We start from the raw sequence: 26670 nt of genomic DNA on the forward strand, positions 1-26670 counted from the left end.
ACTACCCGTTTGCAGGACGATGCGCCAGCAGGGCGGCGGCATAATCCTCCGGTGTGTTCATGTTGTACAAAGGGGAAGGTTCCTGCGGGGCTGACGAAAAGCCAGTTTCCGGCACATAGAGAACATCCAGCTTCTCAAGAAAATCCATCACCTTGAAATTCCCGGCGCTAAGCGCGGCTTCGAGTGCCGGAAGCGCCCGCTTATGGTACAGACCGAGCAGGGGCTGTACCCGGCCTTGGCAGGATACAGCAACAGCAGCATCTGCCCCGTGTCCGCCCGCTTTTCCGTTGTCCTGCGGATAAGCCTGTGCATGATAGCGGAGTATATACTGCAGGAACTCCGCAGAAGCAAACGGCAGATCACAGGCGGCGACCAGATTCCATTCACTCTGGGAATGGGTAAGCGCTGCATGTAATCCGGCCAGGGGGCCGCAGCCCTGATATTCATCGGCAATCTGCGGCAGCCCGAGGAAGCTGTACTCCCGCCGCTCCCAGGGGCCGCAGGCAATGACCGTGCTGCCGGCCAGGCTTGACAGCTCGTCTGCCAGCCTGGCAATCACGGGTCTTCCGGCAAGCTCAAGCAGCGCTTTGTCACTGCCCATCCGCCTCGAGGCCCCCCCTGTCAAAAGAATTCCCGTATACTGTGGCATCCTGTCCTGTCCTCCTGCTGGAATTTTTTATTTTTGTAGAACGGTCCAATCTTTAACAATCCCATTCCCATCTAGGGTTATCGTATCAGACTTTGCTGTGTGAAGACAGATCGTTGTCTAATGCCCTTTCGGGCGGACATCAAAGACTGCCGGGAGCTGTAATTCGACTATTAGACTCCCTCTCAGAAAAGCGTCCAAAAACTTGGTTTGTATCCCTTTTCAACAAATGTTACAGTGATAGAAGCGGCCTATTCTATAGCGCTGTCAATAAATGCAAGGCATCTGGCGGGAAAGGAGTGCCAAATTTGCGGGAGAATTTTAATAAGCAGCAATCGTTCACCTCTCTGAAATGGTTTAACTTCTTTGTGTACGGGACTGTTGTGCTCTTTACCAGCTTCTTTCCGCTCTACCTGCAGGATGTCGGAATGAACAAGGTCGAGATCGGAAGCCTGATGTCCGTAGGCGCGCTGGTTTCCATTGTGGCCAACCCGTTCTGGGGCATTTGGAGTGACAAGTATCAGAATATCCGGCGGATCGTCCTCGTCATGCTGACAGGAACGCTGGTCTTATCGCAGCTTGTGTTTCAAGCGCATACATATGAGATGATTTATATCTCCATTCTTTTCTTTTACTTCTTTCAGGGACCGCTGTTCGCCCAGAGCAACACGATGATTCTCAGCTATATCGAAGGCACCAGTCACCGTTTCAGCTCCTTCCGGCTGTGGGGATCGCTCGGCTGGGCGCTGACCGCGATTCTGGCTGGTCCGGTGATCGAATGGGCAGGTGTTTCCGTGCTGTCCTATCTGTTCGCGGCACTGCTATGTTTGGCCATGCTCGCACTGGTTTCGCTGCCGAGGCTGAACCACTCGATCGGGATTGCCCCGCTGCCGTTTAAGGGCTTCCGGCAAATTTTTTATAATCCGTTCTTTCTGTGCTTCATCTTCTTCGGCATCCTGGTGTCCATCCCCAATACAATGAACAACACCTTTGTGTCGCTGTACATCACCGAGCTTGGCGGTAGCAAAACCATGATCGGACTTGCCGTATTCCTCTCCGCCATACTTGAAATTGGGGTTCTGGTGCTGTGCGACCGCTTCCTGAAACGCCAAATTTCTGTACTGCTCGGCCTGCTGGCCGCGGTAAGCGCCTTGTTCCTTGTACGCTGGTGGCTGATGGCCGGGTCGACAACGCCGCTTCAGGTAGCCATGATCCAGATTCTGCACTGCATTACCTTCGGCGGATTCTTCTATGTCGGCACACAGCTCACGATGCTGCTCGTCCCGAAGCCGTACCGTTCTTCGGGACAGGCCCTTTACACCCTGACCTGGAGCGGGATTTCGGGCATTCTTGGCGGCGTGCTGGGCGGATGGCTGTACCAGAACCTCGGGGCGCAAAGCATGTATCAGTCCGGCGTATTCCTTACCTTCATCGGAACACTCGGCTTCGGCATAATGGGTCTATTCGTCAGCCGCGGGGGTTACCGGCCTCCGGCAGAGCACGAGGATGAATTATCGGATTTCGAGCATTGAGAGTCAACGGAGTGCGGCCGGCTGCAGTATAACAGCCTATATAGCGCTCATCCAGAGACATAATGCGGAGTGTAAAAACGTGGAATGGGAGAAGGTAGTACCCAAAGTTACTTAGGCGCTTAATCCCCCCTCACAATTAAGGGATTATTTCGTTGGCACGGATGAATATCTAGAGCAGCATGCTTGGCCGTATGTCATTGACGCCAGCAAATATTGCGACCTATAATCAAAAAAAACGGACGAAGAACGTCCCGTACTCCATGCTTCATTGGGGTGCGGGACTTTTTTGTGCCAGAGGAGGAAGATGCGCAATGGGGTTTACCGAAGAACATCAGAAATGGCTGGACCGCCATAAACGGCGGAGAACCGGGGAACGTCTGGACCGGCTGGAACGTGGGCATGGTCATGGTGAGCGAATGTTTGTGGAGCGGGTGTGGTGGCCCATTTTTGGTCATCTGGACGATCTGCACCCGGAGTATGAGGTTTCAGATTGGCGGGGGCGGCCATATTTTGTTGATTTGGTGTGGAAACCGGGTCAAGTGAAGTTTGCCATCGAGATAAAAGGCTATGGGCCCCATGTGCAGCACACGGACCGGACCCGGTACCGGCAGGAATTAAATCGAGAAACCTATCTGCAAATCGCCGGATATCGCGTTGTTTCGGTTCCATACGATGATCTGGAATCCATGCCGGAGCTGACGATATCCCTGTTTAAATCTTTGCTAATTCCATATTTGCTGAAAAATCCAGATGGTGAGAGGAGTCAGTATACAAGGCTGGAAAAGGACATTTTGCGCATGGCGGCACACTCTAACGGGCTGATCCGCCCTGTTGATCTGGTAAATGAGCTTGGAGTCAATCCGCGTACAATAAGAAAATTCATGAAGCAGCTGTGTAATAAGGGGAAATTCAGACCTCTACCAGCCGAGGGCAGTAATAGGATCTGCCGGTATGAGTATATTCACTCATTATTGGATAATGAGATATGGTAATTTGTAGCTAGTCGGCGGGTCAGAGGTACTAATACCTCTGATTTTACGAAAAGCGGGCCAGCTGGACGAATCAGAGGCACTTATACCTCTGATTTCGCGGAAAGTGGACCAGCTCGCCGAATCAGAGGTACTTATACCTCTGATTTTACGGAAAGTGAGCTGGGTGGACGAATCAGAGGTACTTATACCTCTGATTTTAAGGAAAGTGGGCTAGGGCGCCGAATCAGAGGCACTTATACCTCCGTTCCTACCCGCCGCCCCCTATCCGGCCGGATTCCGTGGCCCTTATACCGCCACTTCAGCCGCAGTTAGTGACCAGAACACGTGCTGAGAGCAAACAAAGAGGCTGTCCCCACCATTGATAAATGGGGAGACAGCCTCTAATAATTCAGCCTTATTTAGCGGGCTGGAACGAGCTTTTCAGCGAAACGACCAGATTGAACACGGGATGTCCAGGGGTCGAATATTTGCTGTCCACGTTGAAGTAACCGTGGCGGAAGAATTGGAACTTGTCCTGTGGTACGCTGTCCTTCAGCCCCGGTTCCACGAAGCCCTGCAGGATCTCGATGGATTTTGGGTTGAGCTGATCCAGGAAGCTTGGCTCCGGCTTGTCGGCGGATGGCTCAAGACCTTCAACTTCGGCCTCTGCATCGGCTTCTTCAGCGGAAATCAGCGGCTCGTAGAGGCGGAATTCCGCCGGAACGGCCTGGCTGGCATCCACCCAGTGCAGGGTACCCTTGACCTTACGGCCGGTAAATCCGCTGCCGCTCCGCGTCTCCGGATCATACGTGCAGTGCAGCTCCACAACTTCACCGTTCTCGTCTTTAATGAACTCGTTGCACTTGATGAAATAGGCATTCTTCAGGCGCACTTCGTTGCCCGGGAACAGGCGGAAATATTTGTTCGGCGGAATCTCCATGAAATCATCACGCTCAATATAGATTTCCCGGGAGAATGGAATCTGGCGGTTGCCCATTTCAGGGTTCTCCACATTATTCTCAATCTCAAAATATTCCGTCTGGCCTTCCGGATAATTCGTGATAACCACCTTCAGCGGCCGCAGCACGGCCATCGTCCGGGGCACGGTCAGCTTCAGATCCTCACGGATGAAATGCTCCAGCATCTGCAGGTCCACAAGGCCCTGGCTTTTGGAAATACCGGTCTCATGCACGAAGCTGCGGATGGCTTCCGGAGTATATCCCCGGCGGCGCAGTCCGGAAATGGTCGGCATGCGGGGATCATCCCAGCCGTCCACATGGCCTTCATCCACGAGCAGCTTCAGCTTGCGTTTGCTTGTTACCGTCTGGGCGAGGTTAAGGCGCCCGAATTCGTATTGATGCGGCACAGCCGGCATCTCACATTCTGCAATAACCCAGTCATAGAACGGGCGCTGATCCTCGAACTCCAGGGAACACAGGGAGTGGGTCACACTTTCAATGGCATCCTCCAGCGGATGTGCGAAGGTATACATTGGATAAATGCACCAGGTATCGCCTGTATTATGGTGGTGGGAGTGCGAAATCCGGTAAATCACCGGGTCACGCAGATTGATATTTGGCGAAGCCATGTCAATCTTGGCGCGCAGCACCTTCTCGCCGTCCTTGAACTCGCCTGCACGCATGCGCCGGAACAGATCCAGGCTCTCTTCGCTACTTCGCTCACGGTACGGGCTGTTCTTGCCGGGCTCCGTCAATGTGCCGCGAAGCTCACGGATTTGATCGGCCGAGAGGTCATCCACATAGGCTTTGCCCTTCCGGATCAGCAGTTCAGCGCGTTCGTACATTTCCCCGAAATAATCAGAGGCAAACCGCAGCTCATCCCATTCGTAACCGAGCCACTTCACGTCCTCCTGAATCGAATTTACATATTCCGTATCCTCTTTCAGCGGGTTCGTATCGTCGAAGCGCAAATTGGTCTTGCCGCCGAATTCATCAGCCAGTGTAAAGTTAATCCAGATCGCCTTGGCATGTCCGATATGTAAATAACCGTTCGGCTCCGGCGGAAAGCGGGTAACCACTTCCTTTACTTTACCTGAGCTCAAATCTTCGGTAATGACATTCTTGATGAAATTGGAGGGTGTTCCACGGTTCTCCACAGCTATCAACCTCTCGTTCTGTAATATTACTTCTACCTTGTATGAACATGTTTCCTATTAATATACCCGTTAACCGTAGAATGATCAATGAAATGGGGAATTAAGCCATCCCGGATAGCCCTTTGACTTCCCTCGAGGCGATGGAGTAGCATGGAAATCATAAAGCTTTGTCATTCATCTGCTCATTTATACTTTCTGATATTTAAAAAGGGGGACTTATCGCAATGAAGCCAATTAAGCTGCCTAAAGAGCAGCGCGACCTGATTACAGAAAATATCCGTGCCTACTTCGAAGCCGAACGCGGAGAGACGATCGGCCATCTCGCTGCGGATAACCTGCTCGAATTCTTCCTGAAAGAACTGGGACCGGCCATCTATAACGGCGCACTCAGCGACTGCCGCACCCTTGCAGTACAACGGATGCAGTCACTGGAGGAGGACATTTACGCCCTCGAATGGAAAAAGCGTTAAGCACCATACCGGCCTTGTGCCGTACAAGGAGGCAGCCGCATGTTTAATTATGTGATAGATGATGAGCTTGTGCTGAAGCTGCTGATGCCGGAGCATGCCCGCCAGATGTTCGCCCTGGTCGAACGCTCGCGGCTGCGGCTGCGGCAATGGCTGCCTTGGGTCGACGGAGTAACCGAACAAGCCCATATCGCATCATTTATTCAAAATGCCGTCAAGCAGGGCAGCGAAAATGGCGGCTTCACCGCCGGACTGTGGGTCCGGGATGAGCTGGCCGGCATTATCGGATATCATCAGATCGACTGGCAGAGCCGTTCAGTCGGCATCGGCTACTGGCTGGGCGAAGGCTACGAGGGTCACGGCTACATGACCAGCGCCTGCCGGGCCTTCATTGACTACGCCCTGCTGGAAATGGAGCTGAACCGGATCGAAATCCGCTGTGCGACCGGCAATAAAGCCAGCCGGGCGATCCCCGAACGGCTAGGCTTTGTGTTCGAAGGTGTCCTGCGCCAAGCTGAAAAGCTTCCGGGTGGCTATGTGAACCACGCCGTATATGGCCTGCTGCGTAGCGAGTGGAAGCTGCTCGGCTGAGCAGCGCACAAAAATGCCTGGAGGCTTTGTCACTCCAGGCATTTTTAATTATTTCCTGACAGACCTCAGGAATCAGCTACCTCTGACCTAACTCTCTTCTGTACCCAGCCATCTCCGGAACTTTTCCCGGGTTACCAAAGACAGAGTCTCCAGCTCCGAGAGTTCGGGCAAATCGGACCGGTCCGTGCGCCCGTGCTCCATCAGGTACAGTACCCGTCTGACCGGAAAGCTGCCTGCACCGAACTCCCGCTTAACGATCGCGTCACCTGCAGTAATCATGCCCTCACGCAGTACCCGGAAATAGAAGCCGCTGTACCCTGTAGCCAGCACCTGGGCCGGCATATCGGCCGGACCATGCTTCTGAGAGAGCTTGAAGCAGGGGAACCGGGGCTGGCTGACCTGCAGCAGACAGGAGCCGATCTCGTATACATCCCCGATGCAGACCTCCGTCTCCAGCAGTCCGCTGACTGTAAGATTCTCACCGAAGGCGGAATACTCCAGCTTCTTGCCCAGCTGCTCCTCCCAGTAAGCATAATGCTCAACCGGATACACACAAACCGCTTTGTCCGGACCGCCGTGGTTGACCAGATCAGCCTGTCCATCCCCGTCGAAACCCACGGTATGAAGACGAACCGGCCCCATCGCGGGCAGCTTGTAAATCCCCGTTTCCAGTGGCTTACCGCGGTAGTCCACCTTTACCGGCTTACCTACATTAAGCGAAATGACTTCCATCCTCATTCCCTCCAGTCAGCATACAGCACATAAAGACTTCATCCACATAATGTCCGCTGAGATAGAACTCATCCTTCAGCCGGCCCTCCTCGTGAAACCCGCATTTACGGTAAAAGACTAAGGCCGGCTCATTACTCGACAACACCCGCAGACGGAGCTTGCGGATTCCGTGCGCTGCCGCATGACGTTTGATAGCTTCGATCAGCATGCCGCCAATGCCCTGCCGCTGAAACCGCGGATGCACGGCGATATTCACCTCGCACACATGCCGGTTACTCTCCATGCCGCTCGGACAGCCAAAACCGACATACCCGCAAAGCTCCCCTCCCTGCAGGGCGACCAGCTGGGAGCCTGGCGGCGCATGCAGCAGATAATCCTCACGGGAGCGCCACATCAAAGGGCCCGGCGTCGTATCCTCCGTCCAGATCATGTTGTCCAGCACGATCAGCTCCCGGGCATCCTTGATTTCGGAGGGCCGGATCGTAAGCTGGCCTCCATTAATTTGTTGCATAGCTCTTCCACCCCTTGCCTTACCTTTAAAATATCTCTAGGTTCACCATTCCGCAGTTCATTCCCTTTGCATCCATTATACCGTATTTTGTTCCAGTGTACGGGCTGAACGGTTAACATATGCATGGATGATAAAGAAGCCTACCGCAAGTACTGCCATTCCGCAGGCGAGCCAGGCGGTGGGCGCAAGCCCGCCGGTATCATACAGGCTGCCCATTAGATACGGCCCGATAACTCTGCCGGCAGCACCGATGCCCCCGCTGAGGCCTAAATAGAAAGGGGCATTCCGTCCGGCATAATCCGAGATAAAGGCCGGGGTTGCCGGTGAAATCAGCATCTCGCCCAGCGTTGCCAGCACCATCGCCAGCACCATGCCGGGATAACTCGGCATTAACAGAATAACTGCGTATCCACTCAAATAGAATACGGCACTTGCCGTCATCTGGGCGGTTGAAGTTCGGGCAAACCAGCGTTTGATGAGGCTGACCAGCGGCTGTGCGGCAAAGATCAGGATACCGTTGAGCGTCCATAGAAAGCTGTACAGGCTTTTAGACCAGCCTTCCGAAATAATAAACGGCGATACGCCTGTATTCCAGACCGAGTTGCCAAGCAGGAGGAACATGGAGCCAAGCGCCATATACAAATAGATCCGGGTGTTCCCCATCAGCTTCCAGCCGGACTGGTCCCGGTGACGGGACCTCTGCTGCAGTTCATTATGAGCCGGAGCATTACCGATTTTCCGCAGATAGACCAGAAAAAACACAGCGAATATAGCCGAGGTTAGCCCGTTCATCACAAAGCTCAGCTTATAGGAAAGATCAGCCAGCACCCCGCTGAGCCCCGTGCCCAGCGCCACCCCGATATTATTCGCAACATAGATTACATTGAAGAGCTCCCCCCGCCGCTCTGCAAAGCGGAAGCCGACAAAGGCCTGAATCGCAGGCTGCGACATGGAGTTGAATAGCCCCACGAGACCCATAACCACCATGAACATATGCCAGTTTCCGCTTGCCGCAGGCAGGGCGAACAAAGCGAGGGCATTCATGGCCAGACCGCCGACAATCAGCTGTTTCACACCGACCTTATGATAGAGCGATCCGCCCAACAATTGTCCGGCGATTCCCCCGAGCGATTGAATAACAATAACGAGTGCAGCATCCTTCATGCTGCGCCCCAGCTCATCGAATACATACATCGTCACAAGCGGCCACATGAGTGCACTGCCGGTCGCATTGACGAGACTTGCGATCAAAAATACTTTGACTTCCTTCGGATAGTCTTGCAGAAACTTCATGACTTGTCTTTCATCCCCTGTTACATATATGTCTTAATTCCATCCAGTATCCGCCCAAAACAGGGTGAAGGGCAAGCTTATGCATTGACGTTCTGACGCGTCACACAAACACAGAATTATTGATGCCTCCTGATCTAAAGCTGCATAGGATCGGGTGAAGCCAAGGCCTGCTCCCGCTTCTTCACTTCAACGGTGGCCGAGAAAAAAGTCGCCCCGCCGTCCATGTCACTCAGCCGGTCCGGCGTAAGCACATTCACCCGCTGCCTTGTCCCCTGGCCTTCCCACCACAGCCCCTGACTGATCACTGTACCCGGCAGCATTTTCTCCGTCACCATAGCCGTGAGTTCTACTATACCTCTGCCGTTATACACGGTTATATCATCACCGTCCGCTATATCCCGTGCCGCCGCATCCTCCGGATGAATCTGCAGTGCCGGTTTTTTCTCCATCTTCTTATGCTTGCCCACATTGCCGAACGTCGAGTTCAGGAAATTATGGTTCGGCGGAGAGATGAACATCAGCGGATACGCTGCGCCCTGCTCGGGACGCCGCATCCCGTCATACCCTTCCTTCAGCGGGGTATACTGAGGCAGCGGAGGCAAGCCTGCCTGCTCCATCGCTTTGGAATAAAGCTCGATTTTGCCTGAAGGGGTGGGCAGGTTCTCCAAATAATGCTCTTTGGGTGTCATGTCCAGCTTGACGAACCGTTCCGCCATCAGCCGATCCAGCGTGACCCCGTTCATATACGGATTGCGGGGATGGTCAAGTGTCTCACGGATCATCTCAAGCTCGGACTGGCCGAAGATTTCCGGTTCAAAGCCCATGGCCTGTCCAAGCAGCGAGAAAAGCTCCACATTGCTTTTGCACTCGCCCTGCTTCTCCAGAACAGGCTCCTGAAGCTGCATATAATGATGCCAGTAAGAACCGAATAAATCCGTATTTTCAAAAGTGGAAGTTGCCGGCAGCACGATATCGGCGTACAGCGCCGTGTCGGTCATAAACAGATCATGCACAACCGTGAACAGATCCTCACGGGCAAAGCCTGCCTTTACCTTATCGGCATTAGGGGCAACCACAAGCGGATTGCTGCAGTAGACGAACAGGCTCATAACCGGCTGCTCTTTCTGCTCCAGCGCCTCGCCGATCCGGTTCATATTGATGCTACGCGCCCGCGGATTGCTCCGTAGATCGGGACGGGCCAGCGCCCGGCCGTTGGTCGAGGAATAGGCGCCGTTAGACTTGACCGCCCCTCCGCCCGGCTTCAGCCACGCGCCGACCAGCGCCGGCAGACAGGCGATGCTGCGGACATTCATCCCGCCATTGTCGTGATGCTGCAGACCGTTGCCGATATGGATATACGGCACCTTCGCTTCGCCGTACAGCTTGGCAAGCTGTTCGATATCCTGCACGGCCACGCCGGTAATCTGCGATACCAGTTCTGGCGGATAGCCCAGCGCCTGCTCACGCAGTTCCTTATGTCCTACGGTGTACTTTTCGAGAAAGGCATCGTCCGTCAGCCCGTCCCGGAACAGAATATGCATCAGTCCCAGCGCCAGTGCGGTATCTGTACCGGGGTAGAGCGGAAGGAACCAGTCCCCCCACTGGGCTGTCCGGTTGCGGTGCACATCAATGACTACTACCTTCGCTCCGCGCTTACGCGCCTGCTCCGCGAATACGACCTGATGCATGTTGGTACTCACAATATTGCCGCCCCAGACGATAATCAGATCGGCATTTACCGTATCCTCCGGGCTGGCTCCCCCGTCCATTCCCATAGTGTACACCCAGCCGGCCGTGCCGGCCGCGCTGCAGATTTTGGCATCCAGCTGGCTTGCGCCCAGTCTGTTAAAGAAGCGCCGGTCCATGCCGCCCACGCTGAGCACGCCCATATTGCCGTAAAAATAGTACGGGAGGATGCTCTCCGGCCCGTATTCCTGCGACAGCTGTTTGAAGCGTCCGGCAATTTCCGTGATTGCTTCATCCCAGCTGATCTGCTCGAAGGCTCCGCTGCCCTTCGGGCCGGTGCGGCGGAGGGGATGCATCAGACGCTCGGGATGGTGTACGCGCTCCGCCATGTTCCGCACTTTATTGCAGATGGCTCCCCGGGTCACCGGGTGCTCGGGATTACCTTCTACTTTTACAATTTTTCCGTCCTGTTTATGCACCAGCAGTCCGCAGGTGTCTGGGCAATCCAGTGGACATACCGCTGGAAATATACCGTCCTTGCTATGCTTCAAGGCTATAGTCCTCCCTTTTATCTTTGGTTTTGATATTCACTGAATTCATAAAATTGCTTGTTTTTTCATTGTAAGCCCAGCTCTTCCGGGCGTAAAGAAAATAGCTGTAAACGCCCTGTTTCGTTCTAAGAATCCCCGGGTAATAGAGCATATGAAACACTCCCTATTTATTCGCCGTGAGCCCGATTTCGTTCCCCCGAGTCGGATATGCACGGCGAATTTTGTGTTGTCCGTAGTTGATAAATCCCCATAATAAAAAGACATTCCCTAAGCGTTTATCCCCACATATCCGCATTAACCGGACTGGAGATAAACAAGCGTAAGGAATGTCTATGACAGTAAGTGTATCTTATAAGTTCATTTCAGGCTGCCTGAGTCTGTAACTTAAGCGTGTTTCTTCACACCGGAAGCAGCTACGCCTTCTACCGCTTGAACAGCCGCAGGCGCTTTGCGCAGGTAAGCCATATAATAGGCTGCCCCTACAAAAATGGCTCCCCCGGTAAGATTGCCGAGCCAGACCGGAGCAAAGTTGCCGAAATACTGGGCCCAGGTGAAATGTCCTTCGAATATTGCAGCAGGGATCAGGAACATGTTAGCTACAACGTGCTGGAAGCCGATAGCTACGAAGGCCATCGTCGGGAACCAGATCCCGAGAATTTTGCCGCTGAAATTATCTGCTCCGTAGGAGAGCCAAACTGCCAGTGCTACCAGCCAGTTACAGCCAATCCCCGAGACAAAAGCCTGCAGGAAGGTTGCATCAATCTTATGTCCGGCCATATCGACCAGTTTATCCAGGTATACTCCATCTGCCGTGAGACCGACCACGTGACCGAAGAAATAAGCAACGAACAATGCACCTGCCAGATTGCTAAGCGTAATCAGCACCAGGTTCTTGATCACTTCCCAGAACGAAATCTTCTTCGCCATGAACGCCAGCGGTACTGCCATCATATTGCCTGTCAGAAGTTCCCCTCCGGCCAGCAGCACCAGAATAAGCCCTACCGGGAAGACGGAAGCCCCGATAAAGTTAGCGATGGAGCCCCATTCCTTCGGAGCGCCGGCAATGACGCGAATATCCAGTAAAAATCCGAGCGCAATAAACGCTCCTCCCAGAAAACCGAGAATGAGTACGGCGGCAAGCGGGTTGTGGGCTTTCTTGATCCCGTTCTCTACCGTGACCTCGGCGATCTGCTGCGGTTTGTTATAAGCCATGATTCCTATCCCCTTCTATTTACTTAAAATTTGTTCCTTTATGCCATTGTAGCGTGATCCCAATCACATTTACGTGATAAATGTCACCTCAAGAAAGACTTCGTGAAAGTTTTCACTGACATGTCAAATTTACCTTAGTAAGGAGAAGGTGCATAGGATAAAAAACACACGGGGTCACTTTTTCGTGGCCTGTGCAGACAGCACAAAAAAACCGGAGCCTACCACTCCGGTTTTCAGCTTTTTATTATACTGTTACGGGTTCTTTACGTTCGATAGTTTTCGGCAAGGCCTGAAGGCCCGCTGTATTCAGGAAGTTCCAAGGCTTGTTGTAATGCGGCTGGAAGAAGAAATCAATGAAGGCCAGCTGGTCCACGGTCATGCGGTTCTGAATGCAGACCGATACGGTATTGATCGATTGGGTCAGATCCATCTTGGACATAATCTGCGCACCGAGAATCCGGCGGGTACCGCGGGCATAGACTACTTTCAACTGCACCTGTTCAAAGGTTGGCATAAATTCCGGACGGTAGTTGTCGGTAATCATTACACTTTCTACATCCATACCTTCATGCTTCGCTGCATCCTCAGTCAGGCCGGTGCCGGCGATGTTATCCTCATAGATCTTGATTCCCGAAGTTCCCTGTGTTCCCATGTAAGGAATAGTGTTCTCCACCAGATTGCGGGCAACCAGTGTTCCCATACGGACCGCATTCGTTGCAAGCGGAATATAGGCATGCTGTCCGGTCGGGTTATAATGGATTGCACAGCTGTCACCGGCAGCGAAGACATCCGGCAGGCTGGTCTGCATATAATCATTGACCATGATTGCGCCGTTAGGAAGCATATCAACCTGTCCCTTCAGCAGCTCTGTATTCGGACGGAAGCCGATGCAGAGGATAACCAGATCCGTCTCATGCTCGCCTTTGCTCGTAATCACTTTGGTTACTTTACCATTCTCTCCGGCAAACGAGCTGACCTTTTCACCGAGAGCCAGCTTAATACCATGATCCTCAAGCGACTTCTGGATCGGAGTGGTGAATTCCTCATCGAGGTATTTGCTCAGGATGCGGTCTTCGCCATCAATCAGCGTTACCTGCTTGCCGTTCATCTGGAAAGCTTCTACCAGCTCTACACCGATATATCCGGCACCAACAACCGTAATTCTGTTGACCTGCTGTGCTCTCTCAATAATGGTATTGGAATGGTTATAGTTCTTCGAGAGCAGAATGCCGTCCAGCTCCATGCCTTCCAGCTTCGGAACAATCGGCCATGAACCCGTCGTCATGATGAGCTTGTCATAAGAATCATTGAATTCCTCACCGGTCGCCAGATTGCGGGCGCGCAGTGTTTTGCCGGCTGTGTCTACCTTGATGACCTCATGGCGCATCTTAGTTGTAACACCGAGTTCAGCAAGCTTTTCCGGTGACGAATAGAACAGGCCTTGCGGATCTTTAATGACTCCGCCCACATATAGAGCAATACCGCACGACAAGAAGGAAATATTATCATTGCGTTCGTAAACCGTAATCTCGGCGTCCGGGTAAAGCTGTGCGGTATTAACAATTGCGGCGGTTCCGGCATGGGTACATCCAATGACTGCTACTTTCATGATTTCTTCCTCCTCCAAATTGACAAGCATATTTATTTGTTTTCGTTTGTGATTAATTTCACTTTATACACTGATTATATTGTGATTTTTATCACATTACAAGTATAATTGTGATTTTTCTCACATTGTTCACAAATAGGTTCGTCTGATGCCGCGTTAGCTGCAGCCTGTGCCCTGCTTCGATTGCCTTAGTTTCTCCGGATGGGCGCAGTTTATGTCCTTATGCAGCAGGGAGCAGGAGGAAGCGGAGGGGAATTCAGTTGTGAATAAAAACAGTGCCAAGCGGACTTCGCTTAGCACTGGGAATTTACAGGATATGCACTCTATAATAATAAGACTATTCCAGACCGTGAAGTACACCGTCTTCGTCCACCCGCAGCCCTTCAGCTGCCGGCTTGGCCGGAAGCCCCGGCATGGTGACGATATTGCCTGTAATCACAACAGCAAAGCCGGCACCCAGCGACAATGTAATATCCCGGATGCCCATTGTGAAGCCCTCAGGGGCGCCAAGCAGTCTCGGCTGGTCAGAGAAGGAATACGGGGTTTTGGCCATACATACTTGAAGCTGCTGCAGGCCAAGCTTCTCAATGACAGCCAGACTGCGTTTCGCCGCCGGTGAGAAGGCTACCCCTGAGCCGTGATAGATTTCGGTGACGATTTTGTTGATCTTGGACGGAATGTCCAGGTGATCCTCATACAGCGGAGCGAACTTTACGGCCTGATCCTGGCCCAGCAGCTTTTTCAGTTCGGCTGCCAGCTCCTGCCCGCCCGCACTGCCTTCGGCCCATACCTTAGAGACCGCAGCAGGTACACCCAAGCGGCGGCAGGCCTCCAGCACATCGCTCACTTCATCCGGCGCATCGCCCTCAAAGTGATTCAGCGCCACCAGTACCGGCACACCGAATTTACCAAGATTCTCAATATGGCGCTCCATGTTCGCAATTCCCGAGAGCAGCGCGGCCCGGTTGCCGGCATACAGCTCTTCCTTGCGCACACCGCCGTTGTACTTCAGCGATTTCACCGTAACAACGAGCACGGCTGCCGAAGGGGCAAGGCCCGCCTGGCGGCATTTGATATCCATGAATTTCTCTGCACCCAGATCTGCTCCAAAGCCGGCTTCCGTCACGACCACCTCGCCCAGCTTGAGTGCATAGCGGGTACCGATGACGCTGCTGCAGCCGTGGGCGATGTTGGCGAAAGGCCCGCCGTGGACAATCACCGGCGTTCCTTCCAGCGTCTGCACCAGATTAGGCTTCACCGCTTCTTTTAGCAGCGCAGTCATGGCCTCCACCGCGCCGATATCCTTGGCCGTCACCGGCTGGCCCTGCATGTCATAGCCGACCAGCATCCGGCTCAGCCGCTGCTTCAGGTCGGCAAGATCGTTGCACAGACAGAGCACGGCCATAATCTCAGAAGCCGTTGTAATCTGGAATCCGCTCTCGCGTACCGGACCATTGCCGTCTCCCAGCCCGGTCACAATGCTGCGCAGGCTCCGGTCATTCATGTCCAGGACACGTTTCCAGACGATGCGCTGCGGATCAAGCCCCAGACTGTTGCCCTGGAAAATATGGTTATCAATCATCGCCGACAGCAGATTATGCGCAGATGTAACCGCGTGGATATCGCCTGTAAAGTGAAGATTGATCTCATCGGCCGGAACAATCTGCGCTTTGCCGCCGCCGGTAGCTCCACCCTTCATCCCCAGGCATGGCCCGAGCGAAGGTTCGCGGAGCGCGGCTACCGTCTTAACTCCTGTCGCATTCATCGCCTGGGCCAGCCCGATGGTAGTTAACGTCTTGCCTTCCCCTGCGGGGGTAGGATTAACTGCGGTAACCAGGACCAGCTTGCCATCCGGCTTATGCTTGAGTTCCTCCCATAAGGACGGGGCGAGCTTGCTTTTATATTTACCGTATAGCTCCAAGTGCTCCTCATTGATCCCTGCTGCCGATGCCACCTCTGTAATTAACCTCATAACTTTTTAAAAACCCTCCTGCCGTTATTATCCTGTTCAGCTTCCCTGTTTATACCCGAATGTCATCCTAAGCGTTAATGTTCCTCTTTCAAAGAATACAGTGTCCCTGAAAAGTTTCAAGGACTATTTTCACTGTGTATCCTTAGTGTAGCCTTCAGATCCCCAAACAAAAAGAAACGGCATAGCCGTCCTTGTAGGACGGTATCCGTTTCTCCGGGAATTACCAGGATAAGCAGCAGGTTACAGCAAAGATTCAATAAGCCCCTTCATCGTTTCCGGTGACTCCTTCGGTTCCACCCGTGCTGTCACGTTACCGCTGCGGTCCACAAGAAACTTGGTGAAATTCCACTGGATGTCACTGCTTTCACCCTCACCCGGCTGCTGCCCCTTCAAATATTGAAACAGCGGGCTGGCTTCCGGTCCGTTCACATCAATTTTGGCGAAGATAGGGAATTTAACACCATAGTTGATCTGGCAGAATTCCTCTGCTTCCTCGCTCGTACCCGGCTCCTGGCCGGCGAATTGATTGCAGGGAAAGCCCAGAACCACAAGTCCTTGATCGCCATACTGTTCGTAAAGCTTCTGAAGATCGCCATACTGCGGTGTAAGTCCGCATTTGCTGGCCGTGTTGGCTATCAGCAGCACTTTACCTTCATAATCCTTAAGCGGCACTTCCTTACCCGAAGGGGTCACTCCGGCAAAACTGTAGATCGACATTCGCTCTTCATCCTTTCCATTGCCTCATGTGTCCACCACATCATACCGTAAGCAGGCACATGAATACAAAATCAGGCCATGCTTCACTGCTGCGCCAGCTTCACGAGCATGTGCGCCAGCCGGTGTCTTTCTTCTTTGCTGCCGACCTTCCACAGCTCCAGCAGGAGCTTCTCCTCACTATTGCGCGGCTCCTCGTGAGCGGCCAGATAATCAGCGATTTTTTCGGCTGCCACAGCGAGCTGTTCTTCGTCCAGTCCGATTTTTTGCGCCAGTTGAATGCGCTTACTCAAATAACCTTTAAAATCCTCAAAGTTATTCAAAATCCGCTCTTTCTGTTCCGGTTCAATCCGCTCCAGGGCATCATTCACCCGGTTAATGCTGACATTTCCGTCCTTGCTGACCACATGATTATGTTCGGACATATTGCCGCCTCCCGCTCTCCAAGAATAGGGTTTCCCACTACTTAACCAGCCGGTTCCGGGGTGAACCACCTGCAGATCCCCTTCAACCAGCTTCAGCGCCAGCTGTACACAAAAAAACAGGCGGCCCGTTATCCGGAACCGCCTGCCTGTTATTTCGATACCGGAACGGCATCGTAGTATTCTTCCAGGGTAATGCCTTTGGCAGCGATCTCTTTGGCAATCTCCTGACCTACATAACGGATGTGCCAAGGCTCGTACATATAACCGGTAATTCCCTGCTTGCCTTCCGGATAGCGGATAATAAAACCGTATTCGGCCGCATGGGCAGCCAGCCAGTCGGCTTCCTTCGTTCCCCCGAAGCAGCTCTCAGCGGCGCATTTGCCGTCACTGCCCGATACGTCAATCGCCAGACCTGTCTGATGCTCACTGTGTCCGGGCACTGCACTGTATGTGCGGGCCTTCTCTTCGCCGTCTCTGGCTACATAGTTGTTAAACAGCGTGGTCTGCGTCTTCTCGGAACGGTAGGCGGACACACCTGCCAGATAGACACCGTCCTTCTTCGCACCTGCGAACATCCGCTCCAGCGCCCCGGCTGCAGTCTTGCGCATCATCCGCTTCTCAATCTTTTCCGAGAAAATAAACGGCACATCCGGATACACCAGATCTGCAGGCTTGTACCCGTCCGGCAGCTGATACTGTTTGTTGACCATAACCGTCATACTGTCCGGTTCTGCGGCAGTCTGCTCCGCCGCAGGGTCGCCTGAACCGCTGCTGCCCGCGTCAGTGGGCTTAGCGGTTGCGGCCGGCGAAGGCTCCGCGCTAGCCTGACTGCCGGAATTGTCCGGCTTGTCCGATGGTGCAGCTGTAGGCTCGCTTCCTGTGCCGGGTGCCTCTGGAGCGTCCGAGGCTACAGCCGAAGGCTCAGGCGATAGCTCGGGCGATGGCTCGACGGATGGCTCGGACGATGACTTAGGCGGAGCCTGAAGATCACTTCCCGCCCCTGCGGACGCGCCTTCTTCTATGGAAGCCGATGGAGAGGGAGAGGTGTATTTACCGATCCCCCAGCCCACGGCAATCACGGCGATAAACAAGATAACGATTTTGACAGTCCTAGACATATGCTGTTGCTTCCTCTCAAGTAAGTTATGAATGCTTCATGCTGTACATTATAGACAAGCTTTGCGTCCAAAATGTTTCAAATTCTTAAAAACCTTCCCGCACCTGCTTAGCAGACGAAAAAAAATGTTACCACAGAACGTCAGCTGCAAGCAGACCGCCCTATGGTAACAAGTTTTAAAGATGAGATCCAGCGCCTTTATCTGGATGAGCCGCGTCCGCCGCGAGAGCCGCCAGCGTTCTTGCCGCGGCTGCCGCCACGGGACTGGCTGCCGCTTCCGCCGCTGCGTCCGCCGGAGCCGAAGCCGCCTTTGCCGCCCTTGGAGCCGCCGCGTGAACCGCCGCCTTTCGAAGCCGGTGCGGACGAGCTCCAGGCACCTGCTTCATTGCTGCGGGCCACGTTGGCTCTATGCTTAGGGCTGGCCTGAGCCCCGCCCGGGTTGTAGCCGCTGCCGGAGCCTGCACCTTTGGAAGCGCCGTAGCTGAAGCCGCCGGCTTCCGCGCCACGGGCTACATTGGTGCTGTAGCCGCTGCTCGGGCCGCCGCCTGAACCGGCGGCCCCTCTGCCGCCGCGCTGGCCGGCGGCTTTCGCTCCGGCTGCAGAGCCTGCAGCCGTGCTGTTACTGCGGGGGTCGAAGCTGCCGTAGCCGCCGCCCGGTCTTGGCTTCGCCGCGCCTTTGCCGGCGGATTCCCCGCCTCTAGGCGCAGCTGCGCCATAAGCGCTGCGCTTGCCCCCGGCCGCTTCCTTGCGGCCGCGGTTCTCAGCAGGCGCGTCCCAGCTGCCTGCTTCCTTGCCGCGTGCGCGTCCGCCCGGACGTGCACCGGCTTCCGCACGCGGCGCTCCGCCGCTGCGTCCCTGGCCGCGCCCGCCGCGGCCGGCACGCGCCGGTTCCGGCGCGCCGCTCCGGCGGCCGCCCCGCGGGGAGCCGCCGCCCTGCACAGCGGTGAATTCGCCTACGCCGAATTCATCCTTCTCGTAGCGGCGGCGGTCCAGCCGCTGGGAAATCCCGTGCTCGATCAGATCGAGCAGGTTGTATTCACGCGGCGAGGCGAGGGTGATCGCCAGGCCTTTGCCGCCGGCCCGGCCGGTCCGGCCGATCCGGTGGATATAGCTGTCCGCATCCAGCGGCAGGTCATAGTTGAAAACATGGGTAATGCCTTCCACGTCAAGGCCCCGGGCGGCAACGTCCGTTGCCACCAGCAGCTGCAGCTTGGCATCGCGGAACCGCTTCATGACCGCTTCGCGCTTGCCCTGGGACAGATCGCCATGCAGCTCGTCACAGTCATAGCCGGCTGCCTGCAGCGCTTCATTCAGCTTCGAGACCCGGCGCTTGGTCCGGCAGAAAATAATCGCGAGGTACGGACGGTCCCGCTCAATCAGTGCCTGCAGCGCTTCTTCCTTATTGCGGTCTGAGCATTCAACGACCTGCTGGCGGATATTGTCCAGCGGGATCGGCGAGCCGCTCTTGATGATGATATCAAGCGGCTCCTTCATATAATTCGCAGCCAGACGTTTGATCGGATCCGGCATCGTCGCAGAGAACAGCATCGTCTGACGGCGGTAAGGCACAGCCGTGATAATCGTCTCCACATCCTCCAGGAAGCCCATATGCAGCATTTGGTCTGCTTCATCGAGGACGAGCATCTTCACTCCGTTCAGATCCAGCGTCTCGCGGCGCATATGATCAAGCACTCTTCCCGGCGTACCAATAATCAGATGTCTGCCGCCTTCCAGCTTGCGCAGCTGCTTCTCTACATCCTGCCCGCCGTATACAGCCAGAATCTTCACACCCGTATGACGCGCCAGCTTGCGCGCCTCTTCGGTAATCTGCAGTGCCAGCTCGCGCGTCGGCGCGAGAATCAGCGCCTGCGGATAAGCCGCCTCTACGCGGATCTTGTCCATAATCGGCAGCAGGAAGGCCAGTGTCTTCCCTGTACCCGTCTTTGCTCTGGCAATGACATCCAGACCCTGCACCAGCGGCGGAATGGATTCTTCCTGGACCGGCGTCGGCTTGACGATGCCTTGTCCTTTTAGCAGATCAGTCAATACCTCAGAAACTCCTAATCCCTTAAAACCTGACAATTGCTCCACCTCACTAAATTCTTGGATTTATTCTGCTTACATAACTTATAGGCATCCATGTTCGGAGTAATGTACGTTCATATTCCCTCTTTAAGGGACAAACAAAAGCGGAAGAACCCGTCTACCCAGGTCCTTCCGTCCCTTTGCCGCCTCTTGCCCTGCAGGTGTGCGGTCAAAGTTCGGTTTCTAGGGCAGCAGCGATCCACCGGACATTCATGACGGCACTCCTTTTGCGTTCCATTACACTCTATACAATAGTCTGTCCGGCTTTTGGCGCACGGAAACAGTAAGCTTAGAAAGTTATCCTTCTTATTGTACTTGATATCAGGGCATTTGTGTGTAACTGCGCGAGAATAATTATTCCGGGACCTGCTGCATCTAGAATCTGCCTGATTTAAAAATCGACAGCAGCAGCCAGATCACCATCAGCAGCGCTATGACTGAACCGATCTCCACGGTGGGGAAATCCCACAGCACAGAAGGTTCGCCGCGCAGCGATGAGCCGATAATCAGCCCGGCCATAATGATGCTGAAGGCAAGCAGCACAATGCTGAACGACAGGCGGTTGCCGACCCGGCTGAACTTATGCTCCAGACCCTTCAGCTCGGGAACCACCACTTCCACCTTCAGCTTACCGCTGCTGATCAGCGCTGACAGCTGGCGGGCCTGTGAAGGCAGCTCCACCAGGCTTTCAGCCAGATCAGCGACACCGCCGAGCAGCTTGCGCTGCACCCGGCTGCTACTGAAGCGCTGCTTCACCAGCTGCCTGCCAAAGGGCTCAGCCATCTGCACAATACTGAAGGAAGGGTCCAGATTCGCCACAATCCCCTCCAGCGTCAGCATCGTTTTGCCCAGCATCGCCAGGTCCGGAGGAATGACCAGCCTGTGCTTACGGGCAATGCCGAACAAATCGTTCAACGCCTTGCCGATACTGACCTGATTGAACGGGATGTCATAATAGGACTCCCGCATCCGGTCCATATCGTCCCGCAGCGCGGCACGGTCGGCATCCTCGGGAATAACCCCGAGACGCAGAATCGCCCGTACCATCGAATCGGTATTCCTGCGCATCAGCGCAATGACCAGTGCAGACAGGCTGTCCTTCATCTCTTCACTGAGCCGCCCGACCATCCCGAAATCAATCAGTGCCAGCTTGCCATTCTCCAGCAGCATCACATTGCCGGGATGGGGATCGGCATGAAAAAAGCCGTGAATAAAAATCTGGTCCAGCATCATCTCTACCAGCTGCTGCGCAATGGTCTTCAGCTTCATCCCCCGTCCGAGCAGCTCATCCCGGCGGTTCAGTGTAATCCCGCTGACGAATTCCATTGTCAGCACCCTGGCCGAGCTGTAGTCCCAATAGATCGCGGGAATCACAACCTTGGCCTTAGCTTGCTCCGGCTGCTGGGCTGCAATACGCTCGGCATTACGGCCCTCCTGGGCGTAATCCAGCTCGGCCAGCAGTGAGCGTGAGAATTCCTCCACCATCCGGGTCAGTCCATATTGCTTCGCCCAGTCCAGCCGTCTTTCGGCCAAGGCACTCAAATCCTGAAGGATTTCCAGATCCCGGTTCATCGTGCGCGTCACACCCGGACGCTGTATCTTAACCGCTACGCTCTGGCCGCCATGCAGAATGGCCCGGTGCACCTGGCCAATCGAGGCCGCAGCGATAGGGGTATCCTCAAACCTTTCAAAAATTTCATGAAGCGGTTGATCCAGCTCCTGCTCCACAATACTCCGCGCGGTCTCCGCCGAAAACGGCGGCACATTGTCCTGCAGCTTGACCAGCTCCGCTATAATGGGCTCGGGCAGCAAATCAGAACGGGTACTGGCGAGCTGGCCCAATTTCACAAAGGTCGGTCCTAAATCCTCCAGCACGCGCCGTATGCGCTCCCCAACTGTCAGACTCGTATGGACCTCCTGCGTCATAATCCGGCGCGGCAATGACAGCAGATGGTAGAGCCCCAGCTCCTCCACCATATAGCCGAAGCCATGACGCATAAGCGCCATGGCAATGGTCCGGTACCGCCCGGCATGTCTGATTCGAACTGCCATTTAATCCGTAACGTTATCCGTCATAGTATCCTCCTGGGGAGAGGTGCCCTCCAGCTCGGCTACACGCCGCTCAAGTGCGGCAATCCGTGTTTCCAGTGCTGCAATATCGCTCTGTGCAGGAATCTTCAGCTCCTTGAGCACACGCTGAACCTGCTCCTGTACGGCGCTCTTGAACGCACCGCGTTCTTCTTCGCCGCGTTCCACCAGCCGGTCAACAAGCGCTTTGGATTCTGAGGGAGCGAGCTCCCCGCGTTTAACCAGCTCATCTACTGCCTTCTCGACCTTCTCTTTGCTGACAATGGTGAGGCCTACTCCTAAAGAGATTGCTTTTTTGAACAGATCACTCATGGCACTTTCCTCCCAAAGATTCCAGTTATGGATAAAGTATACCCCTTGTCGGCCTATTTCACAAAATTCAGGCTGCAAGGGGCAGGTTTAATGACAATATGAGATTATCTGGGAATGCGGGCTGCCCAAGTTGCCGCCCGTAGAATCAATTCACGGACTGCAGGATGGCGGAAGGAGGGCTCATGATGGCCGGGCATGAGGAACACTACGCGTCCCTGCCCGTAACTGTGACACCACGCTGCCGGGTGCGTTTCGCCGTCCGCTTCGTATTCAAGCAGGATGGTTTTTTCTGTAAAGGGGTCAAACTCGAAGCGGTACGGCTCCTCATCCAGCTGAAAGTCCTCAATGCCCTCGGTAATATCATGCTCGTGCACTTTAAAGTTCAGGGAAGTATACGGCGGATGGCCGGTAAATCTGCCGCCGATCAGCTGGGCCAACTCATAGCGTTTGGCTAATGATATGCCGGTATGCAGCACAATGAGTCCTCCCCCTCCGCTCACATAACTAAGCAGACCTGCGGTCTGCTGGGGAGAAACCGTCTCGTTCCACAACTCATTATAGGAAATACAGAGATCATAGCCGGCTAAATGCTCTCCGAGCAGCAGCTTTTTATTCTCTGAGCATTGTACGGTCAGCAGGTCATTCAGAATTTCGCTGATTTGTTTGTCCACGCCCTGCAGCGGGTGGAAACGGGGATGGGTATAATCGCCCAGCAGCAGGCATTTTCTCTTGTCCATAGGTATCCTCCTTCAAGGTTCTTCGGTTTAAAACGTCGCACATGTTGCTACTATTCTAAGTAAAACTGCTCAGGATGTCCATGCTCAGGCATAAAAACAAAACCCGCCCAGGGGCGGGAATGAATTTCTTCGCCTGACTCAGCGCCTCGCGGCTACATAACGCCCCAGTTCAACGAACATACTCCCCATCCGTTCATGTTCGGGCATCACGATCCTTTGCACGCCTTCCTCTAATAGGGCTTGGGAAGTAATCTTCCCTACAGAAACGGCCAGCACTCCATGTTCGAAGGCCTGTACCATTTCTTCCAGCTTGCCTTGCTCCCGTGCGTGCCCGGACAGGAACCGGAATTGCGGCGCACTGGTAAAAGCTACAGCATCTACTTTGCCCGCCAGAATGTCGGCCAGCAGCAGATCCAGCGCTCCCGGCTCCGGCGGGGTATGGCGGTAAGGCTGCACCTCACGGACCCTTGCTCCGGACGCTTCCAGCCAGGCTGTGAGCCTGGGGGCGGATTCGCCATGCAGCTGCAGCACGATCTCTTTGCCCTGCAAATCGAATTCCTGCAGCCCGCGGATCAGTCCGCTGGTGCTTCCGTCGTCGTCACGGACAGCCGGGACAAGTCCGCGCTTCTTCAGGGCATTGACCGTTTTGTAGCCCCGCGCAGCAATAGGTGATCCGGCCAGAATCTCCAGAAACCGGCTGGCGATTCCCATGTTCTCAGCCATGCCGAATATCGCATCCAGCCCCATTCCTGTTGTCAGAATGACCCAATCCGGTGGCTGTGAGGTCCAGGCGGTCAGCCCTTGACGCAGCGCCTCATCATCCAGAAACACCGTGCCCTGGGCCGGACGATACACTGCGGTGCCGCCCATATTCTCCACAAGCTTGGCCATTTCCTCTGATTTGCGCGGACCTGCCAGAGCGACAGTAATCCCCTTTAATTGCTCTGCCATGAACTCCTCTCCCCTCGTAACCCTGCATTATTGTTTATCAGTATACTTGCAAAGAGCGGGAAAAGAAAAGTGCCTGACGGGTTATTCCTGACCAGAAGCACTGCCGGTATTCTCAGACTTGACCTGAACTGCAGCGGAACCCCCCTGCTCAGGATAAAGCTTGAAGCGGCCTACCAGCTTCTGCAGCTCTTCCGCCAGATGGCTCAGGTTCATCGTCGAAGATGAAATTTCCTCTACGGCAGCGAGCTGTTCTTGAGCAGCGGCAGAGATCGTCTCTGTATTCCCGGCAGCCTCTCTGGAAATGCCGCCAATCTCGCCGATTGCCCGTTCCATGCTTACGGCTTCGGCCGTCAGGGAGCGTACGGCCCCGTCCATGGCTTCGATTTTTTCCGCAGCACCTTTAACTGCCCTGCGGATCCGCGAGAACGAACGGCCGGTGGTATCCACAGCCAGGATGCCGTCCGACACCTTGCTCTTCGCGCTTTCCATCGTCACTGTTGCCTGCTTCATCTCTTCGTTAATGGAGAAGATCTGCTCCGAGATCTGCCGGGCCGACTTCTCCGATTCTTCCGCCAGCTTGCGTACTTCAGAAGCGACCACTGCAAAACCGCGCCCCTGCTCACCCGCACGGGCGGCTTCGATGGAGGCATTCAGTGCCAGCAGATTGGTCTGACGCGAGATTCCCGTGATTACGCCGACAATACCGTGAATCTGCTCGGTGCGCTCATTCAGTTTATCGATTACCCCGCCCAGCTCCTCCACGGTCTCTTGAATGCCATTGATTTTATCCACCACACTGATTACCGAATCATTACCCTCGGAAGCAGACTGCGACGTCTTGTCCATCATTGCAGAGACCTGCTCCATGAAGCCGGAAATATTCTGAACCTCACCAGCTGTGGCTGCTGTACTCTCCATTCCTTTTTCCACACTGTCCGCCTGGCGTTCTGTGCCTGCCGCTACTTCCTGAATCGCCAGAGTAACATGCTCAATGGCTCTGGTTGTCTGCTCAGCGCCGGCTGCAAGCTCCTCAGCGGAAGAGGACACATCGTCGGTCATCTCCTGCACACCGATAATCATTTCACGTAGGCTCGCGACCATTGACCGGAAGTTGTCGGCGAGCATGCCGAGCTCATCCCGGCGGAATACTCCAATATCCTCTGAAAGATCTCCCTTCGCAATGACCGCGGTAGCTTTGCGGAGCCTGTTAAGCGGCCGCAGAATGGACTCCACATTGAGGTAGATTAGTACCATTGCCAGCAAGACCGAGATCCCGATTACAAGAATAGCGGTATTACGGATGTCGGCAGTCGCGCTGGATACCTCACTTTTACTGATGGTGCCCCCGATTCTCCAGCCGGTTAGATCATTCAGCTTATACGTCATTTTTTTAGGTAAATCCTTGTAGACATAATTAAAGGAGCCGCTTTCGGCTTCGAACATCTTCTTCACAAAATCCTCTGAGGATTCCTGTCCTAGCGTCTCTGTAGGATGTACAAGGTACTTTTTGCTGCTGTCGACAATGAAGATATACCCCTGCTCGCCCACTTTAATATTGGTCAGATCAGCCAGTGCCGACAGATCAAGGTCGAGCGCCACCACGCCGTTACCCCCTTCAAGCACAGCCGAGATAGCGATCGCTGTCACCTTATTTACGGTCTCAAACGCCGGTGAAATTACGATACCCTTGCCGTGCTTAAGGGCGCTGACATAGGAATTCTGCTTGCGCGGGTCATACCCGTCCGGCAGTTTAGCCTCAGATGCATGTAACGTACCGGCCCGGCTCGTTCCAACATAAATATCAAGTACGTCGGGGTGCAGCGCTGCGTATTCCTTCAACCGGGCAGTAATGTCAGCCGGGGCTCCTCCCGCTTCTGCATTGACTGCATCTGCAGTAAGCTGTGCAGCGAAATAATTGATATCGTTTATTTTAGACTGGATGTTGGCATTGATGATCTCATTGACCGCCGCTACGCTCTCCGCAGCATTATTCATCAGCTGTGCTTCTACCCTGCTGCTTGCGGATTGATAGGTCTGCCAGCCGATGATGATGCTGGGAACCAGCAGGACAAGCAGGTATGTAAGAATAAGCTTCATACGGATGTTTATGTTGAATTTTTTAGTCATGGGGATTCACGCTCTCTTTCCTCTGGGTCTTAAGTACGAGTGGTTTAGTATAGGATATATATAATTATATATCGCACGTGGAATCCCTTTTTTTGAGCATTATTTATTCTTATATTCCTATAATATCTGAGAATTTTGATAGAAAAGCAAAAAAAGACCGTTCATATGAAAACGGTCTTTTGTTATATATTAACCTTCCTGCGCACGTAATAAATTCTGCAGGTC

At 54.2% G+C, this 26670-nt stretch carries 22 protein-coding genes; 4 read left to right on the forward strand and 18 right to left on the reverse strand.

Annotated elements, in window-relative coordinates:
• Window position 1 precedes the first annotated feature (1 nt).
• Entirely contained in the window at window positions 2-649 is a 648-nt protein-coding gene (mobA, locus tag L6H70_RS16590; RefSeq protein ID WP_236334984.1) for a molybdenum cofactor guanylyltransferase, read from the reverse strand.
• A gap of 305 nt (window positions 650-954) precedes the next feature.
• Between mobA and L6H70_RS16595 the strand changes: the two genes are divergently transcribed.
• Both L6H70_RS16595 and L6H70_RS16600 read left to right on the forward strand, forming a co-directional pair.
• Window positions 955-2178: an MFS transporter gene (locus tag L6H70_RS16595; RefSeq protein WP_236334986.1), complete on the forward strand. Its 1224-nt coding sequence runs from the start codon at window positions 955-957 to the stop codon at window positions 2176-2178.
• Between the two features lie 311 nt (window positions 2179-2489).
• A complete protein-coding gene (locus L6H70_RS16600; protein ID WP_236334990.1) occupies window positions 2490-3170 on the forward strand; it encodes a hypothetical protein in 681 nt (226 codons plus the stop codon).
• A gap of 394 nt (window positions 3171-3564) precedes the next feature.
• Here L6H70_RS16600 and L6H70_RS16605 read toward each other — a convergent pair whose 3' ends face one another.
• Window positions 3565-5265 (reverse strand): glutamine--tRNA ligase/YqeY domain fusion protein, encoded by a 1701-nt coding sequence (locus tag L6H70_RS16605; protein ID WP_206102325.1) that lies wholly within the window; start codon window positions 5263-5265, stop codon window positions 3565-3567.
• Between the two features lie 224 nt (window positions 5266-5489).
• On the opposite strand from L6H70_RS16605, the gene L6H70_RS16610 reads away from it, so the two are divergent.
• Window positions 5490-5735, forward strand: a complete 246-nt coding sequence (locus tag L6H70_RS16610; protein WP_206102326.1) for a DUF2164 domain-containing protein — start codon at window positions 5490-5492, stop codon at window positions 5733-5735.
• Window positions 5736-5774: 39 nt separating this feature from the next.
• Window positions 5775-6323: a GNAT family N-acetyltransferase gene (locus L6H70_RS16615; RefSeq protein ID WP_236334992.1), complete on the forward strand. Its 549-nt coding sequence runs from the start codon at window positions 5775-5777 to the stop codon at window positions 6321-6323.
• A gap of 87 nt (window positions 6324-6410) precedes the next feature.
• On the opposite strand, the gene L6H70_RS16620 is transcribed toward L6H70_RS16615, so the two are convergent.
• The 16 genes from L6H70_RS16620 to L6H70_RS16695 form a co-directional block, all read right to left on the reverse strand.
• Window positions 6411-7055, reverse strand: coding sequence for an MOSC domain-containing protein (locus tag L6H70_RS16620; RefSeq protein WP_341482750.1), 645 nt, complete (start codon window positions 7053-7055; stop codon window positions 6411-6413).
• Complete coding sequence (locus tag L6H70_RS16625; RefSeq protein ID WP_236334997.1) at window positions 7036-7566, reverse strand: GNAT family N-acetyltransferase; 531 nt, start codon at window positions 7564-7566, stop codon at window positions 7036-7038. Before L6H70_RS16625 ends, L6H70_RS16620 begins: the two co-directional genes overlap by 20 nt.
• A 75-nt stretch (window positions 7567-7641) precedes the next feature.
• The gene (locus L6H70_RS16630; protein WP_236334999.1) at window positions 7642-8859 is read right to left on the reverse strand and encodes an MFS transporter; all 1218 of its coding nucleotides are present in this window, start codon (window positions 8857-8859) and stop codon (window positions 7642-7644) included.
• Between the two features lie 134 nt (window positions 8860-8993).
• Window positions 8994-11096, reverse strand: coding sequence for a molybdopterin-containing oxidoreductase family protein (locus tag L6H70_RS16635; protein ID WP_236335001.1), 2103 nt, complete (start codon window positions 11094-11096; stop codon window positions 8994-8996).
• A gap of 384 nt (window positions 11097-11480) precedes the next feature.
• Window positions 11481-12308 carry a formate/nitrite transporter family protein gene (locus L6H70_RS16640; RefSeq protein WP_236335003.1) on the reverse strand — a complete coding sequence of 276 codons (828 nt, stop codon included), beginning with the start codon at window positions 12306-12308 and terminating at the stop codon, window positions 11481-11483.
• Between the two features lie 244 nt (window positions 12309-12552).
• Window positions 12553-13917 carry an FAD-dependent oxidoreductase gene (locus tag L6H70_RS16645; protein ID WP_236335005.1) on the reverse strand — a complete coding sequence of 455 codons (1365 nt, stop codon included), beginning with the start codon at window positions 13915-13917 and terminating at the stop codon, window positions 12553-12555.
• Between the two features lie 337 nt (window positions 13918-14254).
• Window positions 14255-15889 (reverse strand): formate--tetrahydrofolate ligase, encoded by a 1635-nt coding sequence (locus L6H70_RS16650; RefSeq protein ID WP_236335007.1) that lies wholly within the window; start codon window positions 15887-15889, stop codon window positions 14255-14257.
• A gap of 240 nt (window positions 15890-16129) precedes the next feature.
• Window positions 16130-16606: a glutathione peroxidase gene (locus L6H70_RS16655; protein WP_206102335.1), complete on the reverse strand. Its 477-nt coding sequence runs from the start codon at window positions 16604-16606 to the stop codon at window positions 16130-16132.
• Between the two features lie 83 nt (window positions 16607-16689).
• On the reverse strand, window positions 16690-17028 hold the full coding sequence (locus L6H70_RS16660; protein ID WP_236335008.1) for a DUF3243 domain-containing protein: 339 nt from the start codon (window positions 17026-17028) through the stop codon (window positions 16690-16692).
• A gap of 149 nt (window positions 17029-17177) precedes the next feature.
• A complete protein-coding gene (locus L6H70_RS16665) occupies window positions 17178-18146 on the reverse strand; it encodes a D-alanyl-D-alanine carboxypeptidase family protein (protein ID WP_236335009.1) in 969 nt (322 codons plus the stop codon).
• Window positions 18147-18343: 197 nt separating this feature from the next.
• A complete protein-coding gene (locus L6H70_RS16670) occupies window positions 18344-20227 on the reverse strand; it encodes a DEAD/DEAH box helicase (RefSeq protein ID WP_423802841.1) in 1884 nt (627 codons plus the stop codon).
• A gap of 378 nt (window positions 20228-20605) precedes the next feature.
• Window positions 20606-22282 (reverse strand): ABC1 kinase family protein, encoded by a 1677-nt coding sequence (locus L6H70_RS16675; protein ID WP_236335011.1) that lies wholly within the window; start codon window positions 22280-22282, stop codon window positions 20606-20608.
• Window positions 22283-22630 (reverse strand): phasin family protein, encoded by a 348-nt coding sequence (locus L6H70_RS16680; RefSeq protein WP_236335012.1) that lies wholly within the window; start codon window positions 22628-22630, stop codon window positions 22283-22285.
• Between the two features lie 104 nt (window positions 22631-22734).
• The gene (locus L6H70_RS16685) at window positions 22735-23367 is read right to left on the reverse strand and encodes a ThuA domain-containing protein (protein WP_236335014.1); all 633 of its coding nucleotides are present in this window, start codon (window positions 23365-23367) and stop codon (window positions 22735-22737) included.
• Between the two features lie 138 nt (window positions 23368-23505).
• Window positions 23506-24318, reverse strand: coding sequence for a uroporphyrinogen-III synthase (locus tag L6H70_RS16690; RefSeq protein ID WP_236335015.1), 813 nt, complete (start codon window positions 24316-24318; stop codon window positions 23506-23508).
• Window positions 24319-24399: 81 nt separating this feature from the next.
• Window positions 24400-26445, reverse strand: coding sequence for a methyl-accepting chemotaxis protein (locus L6H70_RS16695; RefSeq protein ID WP_236335016.1), 2046 nt, complete (start codon window positions 26443-26445; stop codon window positions 24400-24402).
• Between the last annotated feature and the right edge of the window lie 225 nt (window positions 26446-26670).

Origin of the sequence: Paenibacillus auburnensis, assembly GCF_927798115.1 — a bacterium.
Lineage (GTDB): Bacteria > Bacillota > Bacilli > Paenibacillales > Paenibacillaceae > Paenibacillus_AQ > Paenibacillus_AQ auburnensis.

What these genes read in the sequence shown, in the direction of transcription:
- L6H70_RS16640 (WP_236335003.1), bottom strand. Translation starts at nt 12,308, where the DNA reads ATGGCTTATAACAAACCGCAGCAGATCGCCGAGGTCACGGTAGAGAAC.
- L6H70_RS16660 (WP_236335008.1), bottom strand. Translation starts at nt 17,028, where the DNA reads ATGTCCGAACATAATCATGTGGTCAGCAAGGACGGAAATGTCAGCATT.
- L6H70_RS16665 (WP_236335009.1), bottom strand. Translation starts at nt 18,146, where the DNA reads ATGTCTAGGACTGTCAAAATCGTTATCTTGTTTATCGCCGTGATTGCC.
- L6H70_RS16650 (WP_236335007.1), bottom strand. Translation starts at nt 15,889, where the DNA reads ATGAGGTTAATTACAGAGGTGGCATCGGCAGCAGGGATCAATGAGGAG.
- L6H70_RS16620 (WP_341482750.1), bottom strand. Translation starts at nt 7,055, where the DNA reads ATGGAAGTCATTTCGCTTAATGTAGGTAAGCCGGTAAAGGTGGACTAC.
- L6H70_RS16680 (WP_236335012.1), bottom strand. Translation starts at nt 22,630, where the DNA reads ATGAGTGATCTGTTCAAAAAAGCAATCTCTTTAGGAGTAGGCCTCACC.
- L6H70_RS16685 (WP_236335014.1), bottom strand. Translation starts at nt 23,367, where the DNA reads ATGGACAAGAGAAAATGCCTGCTGCTGGGCGATTATACCCATCCCCGT.
- L6H70_RS16630 (WP_236334999.1), bottom strand. Translation starts at nt 8,859, where the DNA reads ATGAAGTTTCTGCAAGACTATCCGAAGGAAGTCAAAGTATTTTTGATC.
- L6H70_RS16675 (WP_236335011.1), bottom strand. Translation starts at nt 22,282, where the DNA reads ATGGCAGTTCGAATCAGACATGCCGGGCGGTACCGGACCATTGCCATG.
- L6H70_RS16695 (WP_236335016.1), bottom strand. Translation starts at nt 26,445, where the DNA reads ATGACTAAAAAATTCAACATAAACATCCGTATGAAGCTTATTCTTACA.
- L6H70_RS16655 (WP_206102335.1), bottom strand. Translation starts at nt 16,606, where the DNA reads ATGTCGATCTACAGTTTTGCCGGAGTGACCCCTTCGGGTAAGGAAGTG.
- L6H70_RS16690 (WP_236335015.1), bottom strand. Translation starts at nt 24,318, where the DNA reads ATGGCAGAGCAATTAAAGGGGATTACTGTCGCTCTGGCAGGTCCGCGC.
- L6H70_RS16625 (WP_236334997.1), bottom strand. Translation starts at nt 7,566, where the DNA reads ATGCAACAAATTAATGGAGGCCAGCTTACGATCCGGCCCTCCGAAATC.
- L6H70_RS16615 (WP_236334992.1), top strand. Translation starts at nt 5,775, where the DNA reads ATGTTTAATTATGTGATAGATGATGAGCTTGTGCTGAAGCTGCTGATG.
- L6H70_RS16645 (WP_236335005.1), bottom strand. Translation starts at nt 13,917, where the DNA reads ATGAAAGTAGCAGTCATTGGATGTACCCATGCCGGAACCGCCGCAATT.
- L6H70_RS16610 (WP_206102326.1), top strand. Translation starts at nt 5,490, where the DNA reads ATGAAGCCAATTAAGCTGCCTAAAGAGCAGCGCGACCTGATTACAGAA.
- L6H70_RS16600 (WP_236334990.1), top strand. Translation starts at nt 2,490, where the DNA reads ATGGGGTTTACCGAAGAACATCAGAAATGGCTGGACCGCCATAAACGG.
- mobA (WP_236334984.1), bottom strand. Translation starts at nt 649, where the DNA reads ATGCCACAGTATACGGGAATTCTTTTGACAGGGGGGGCCTCGAGGCGG.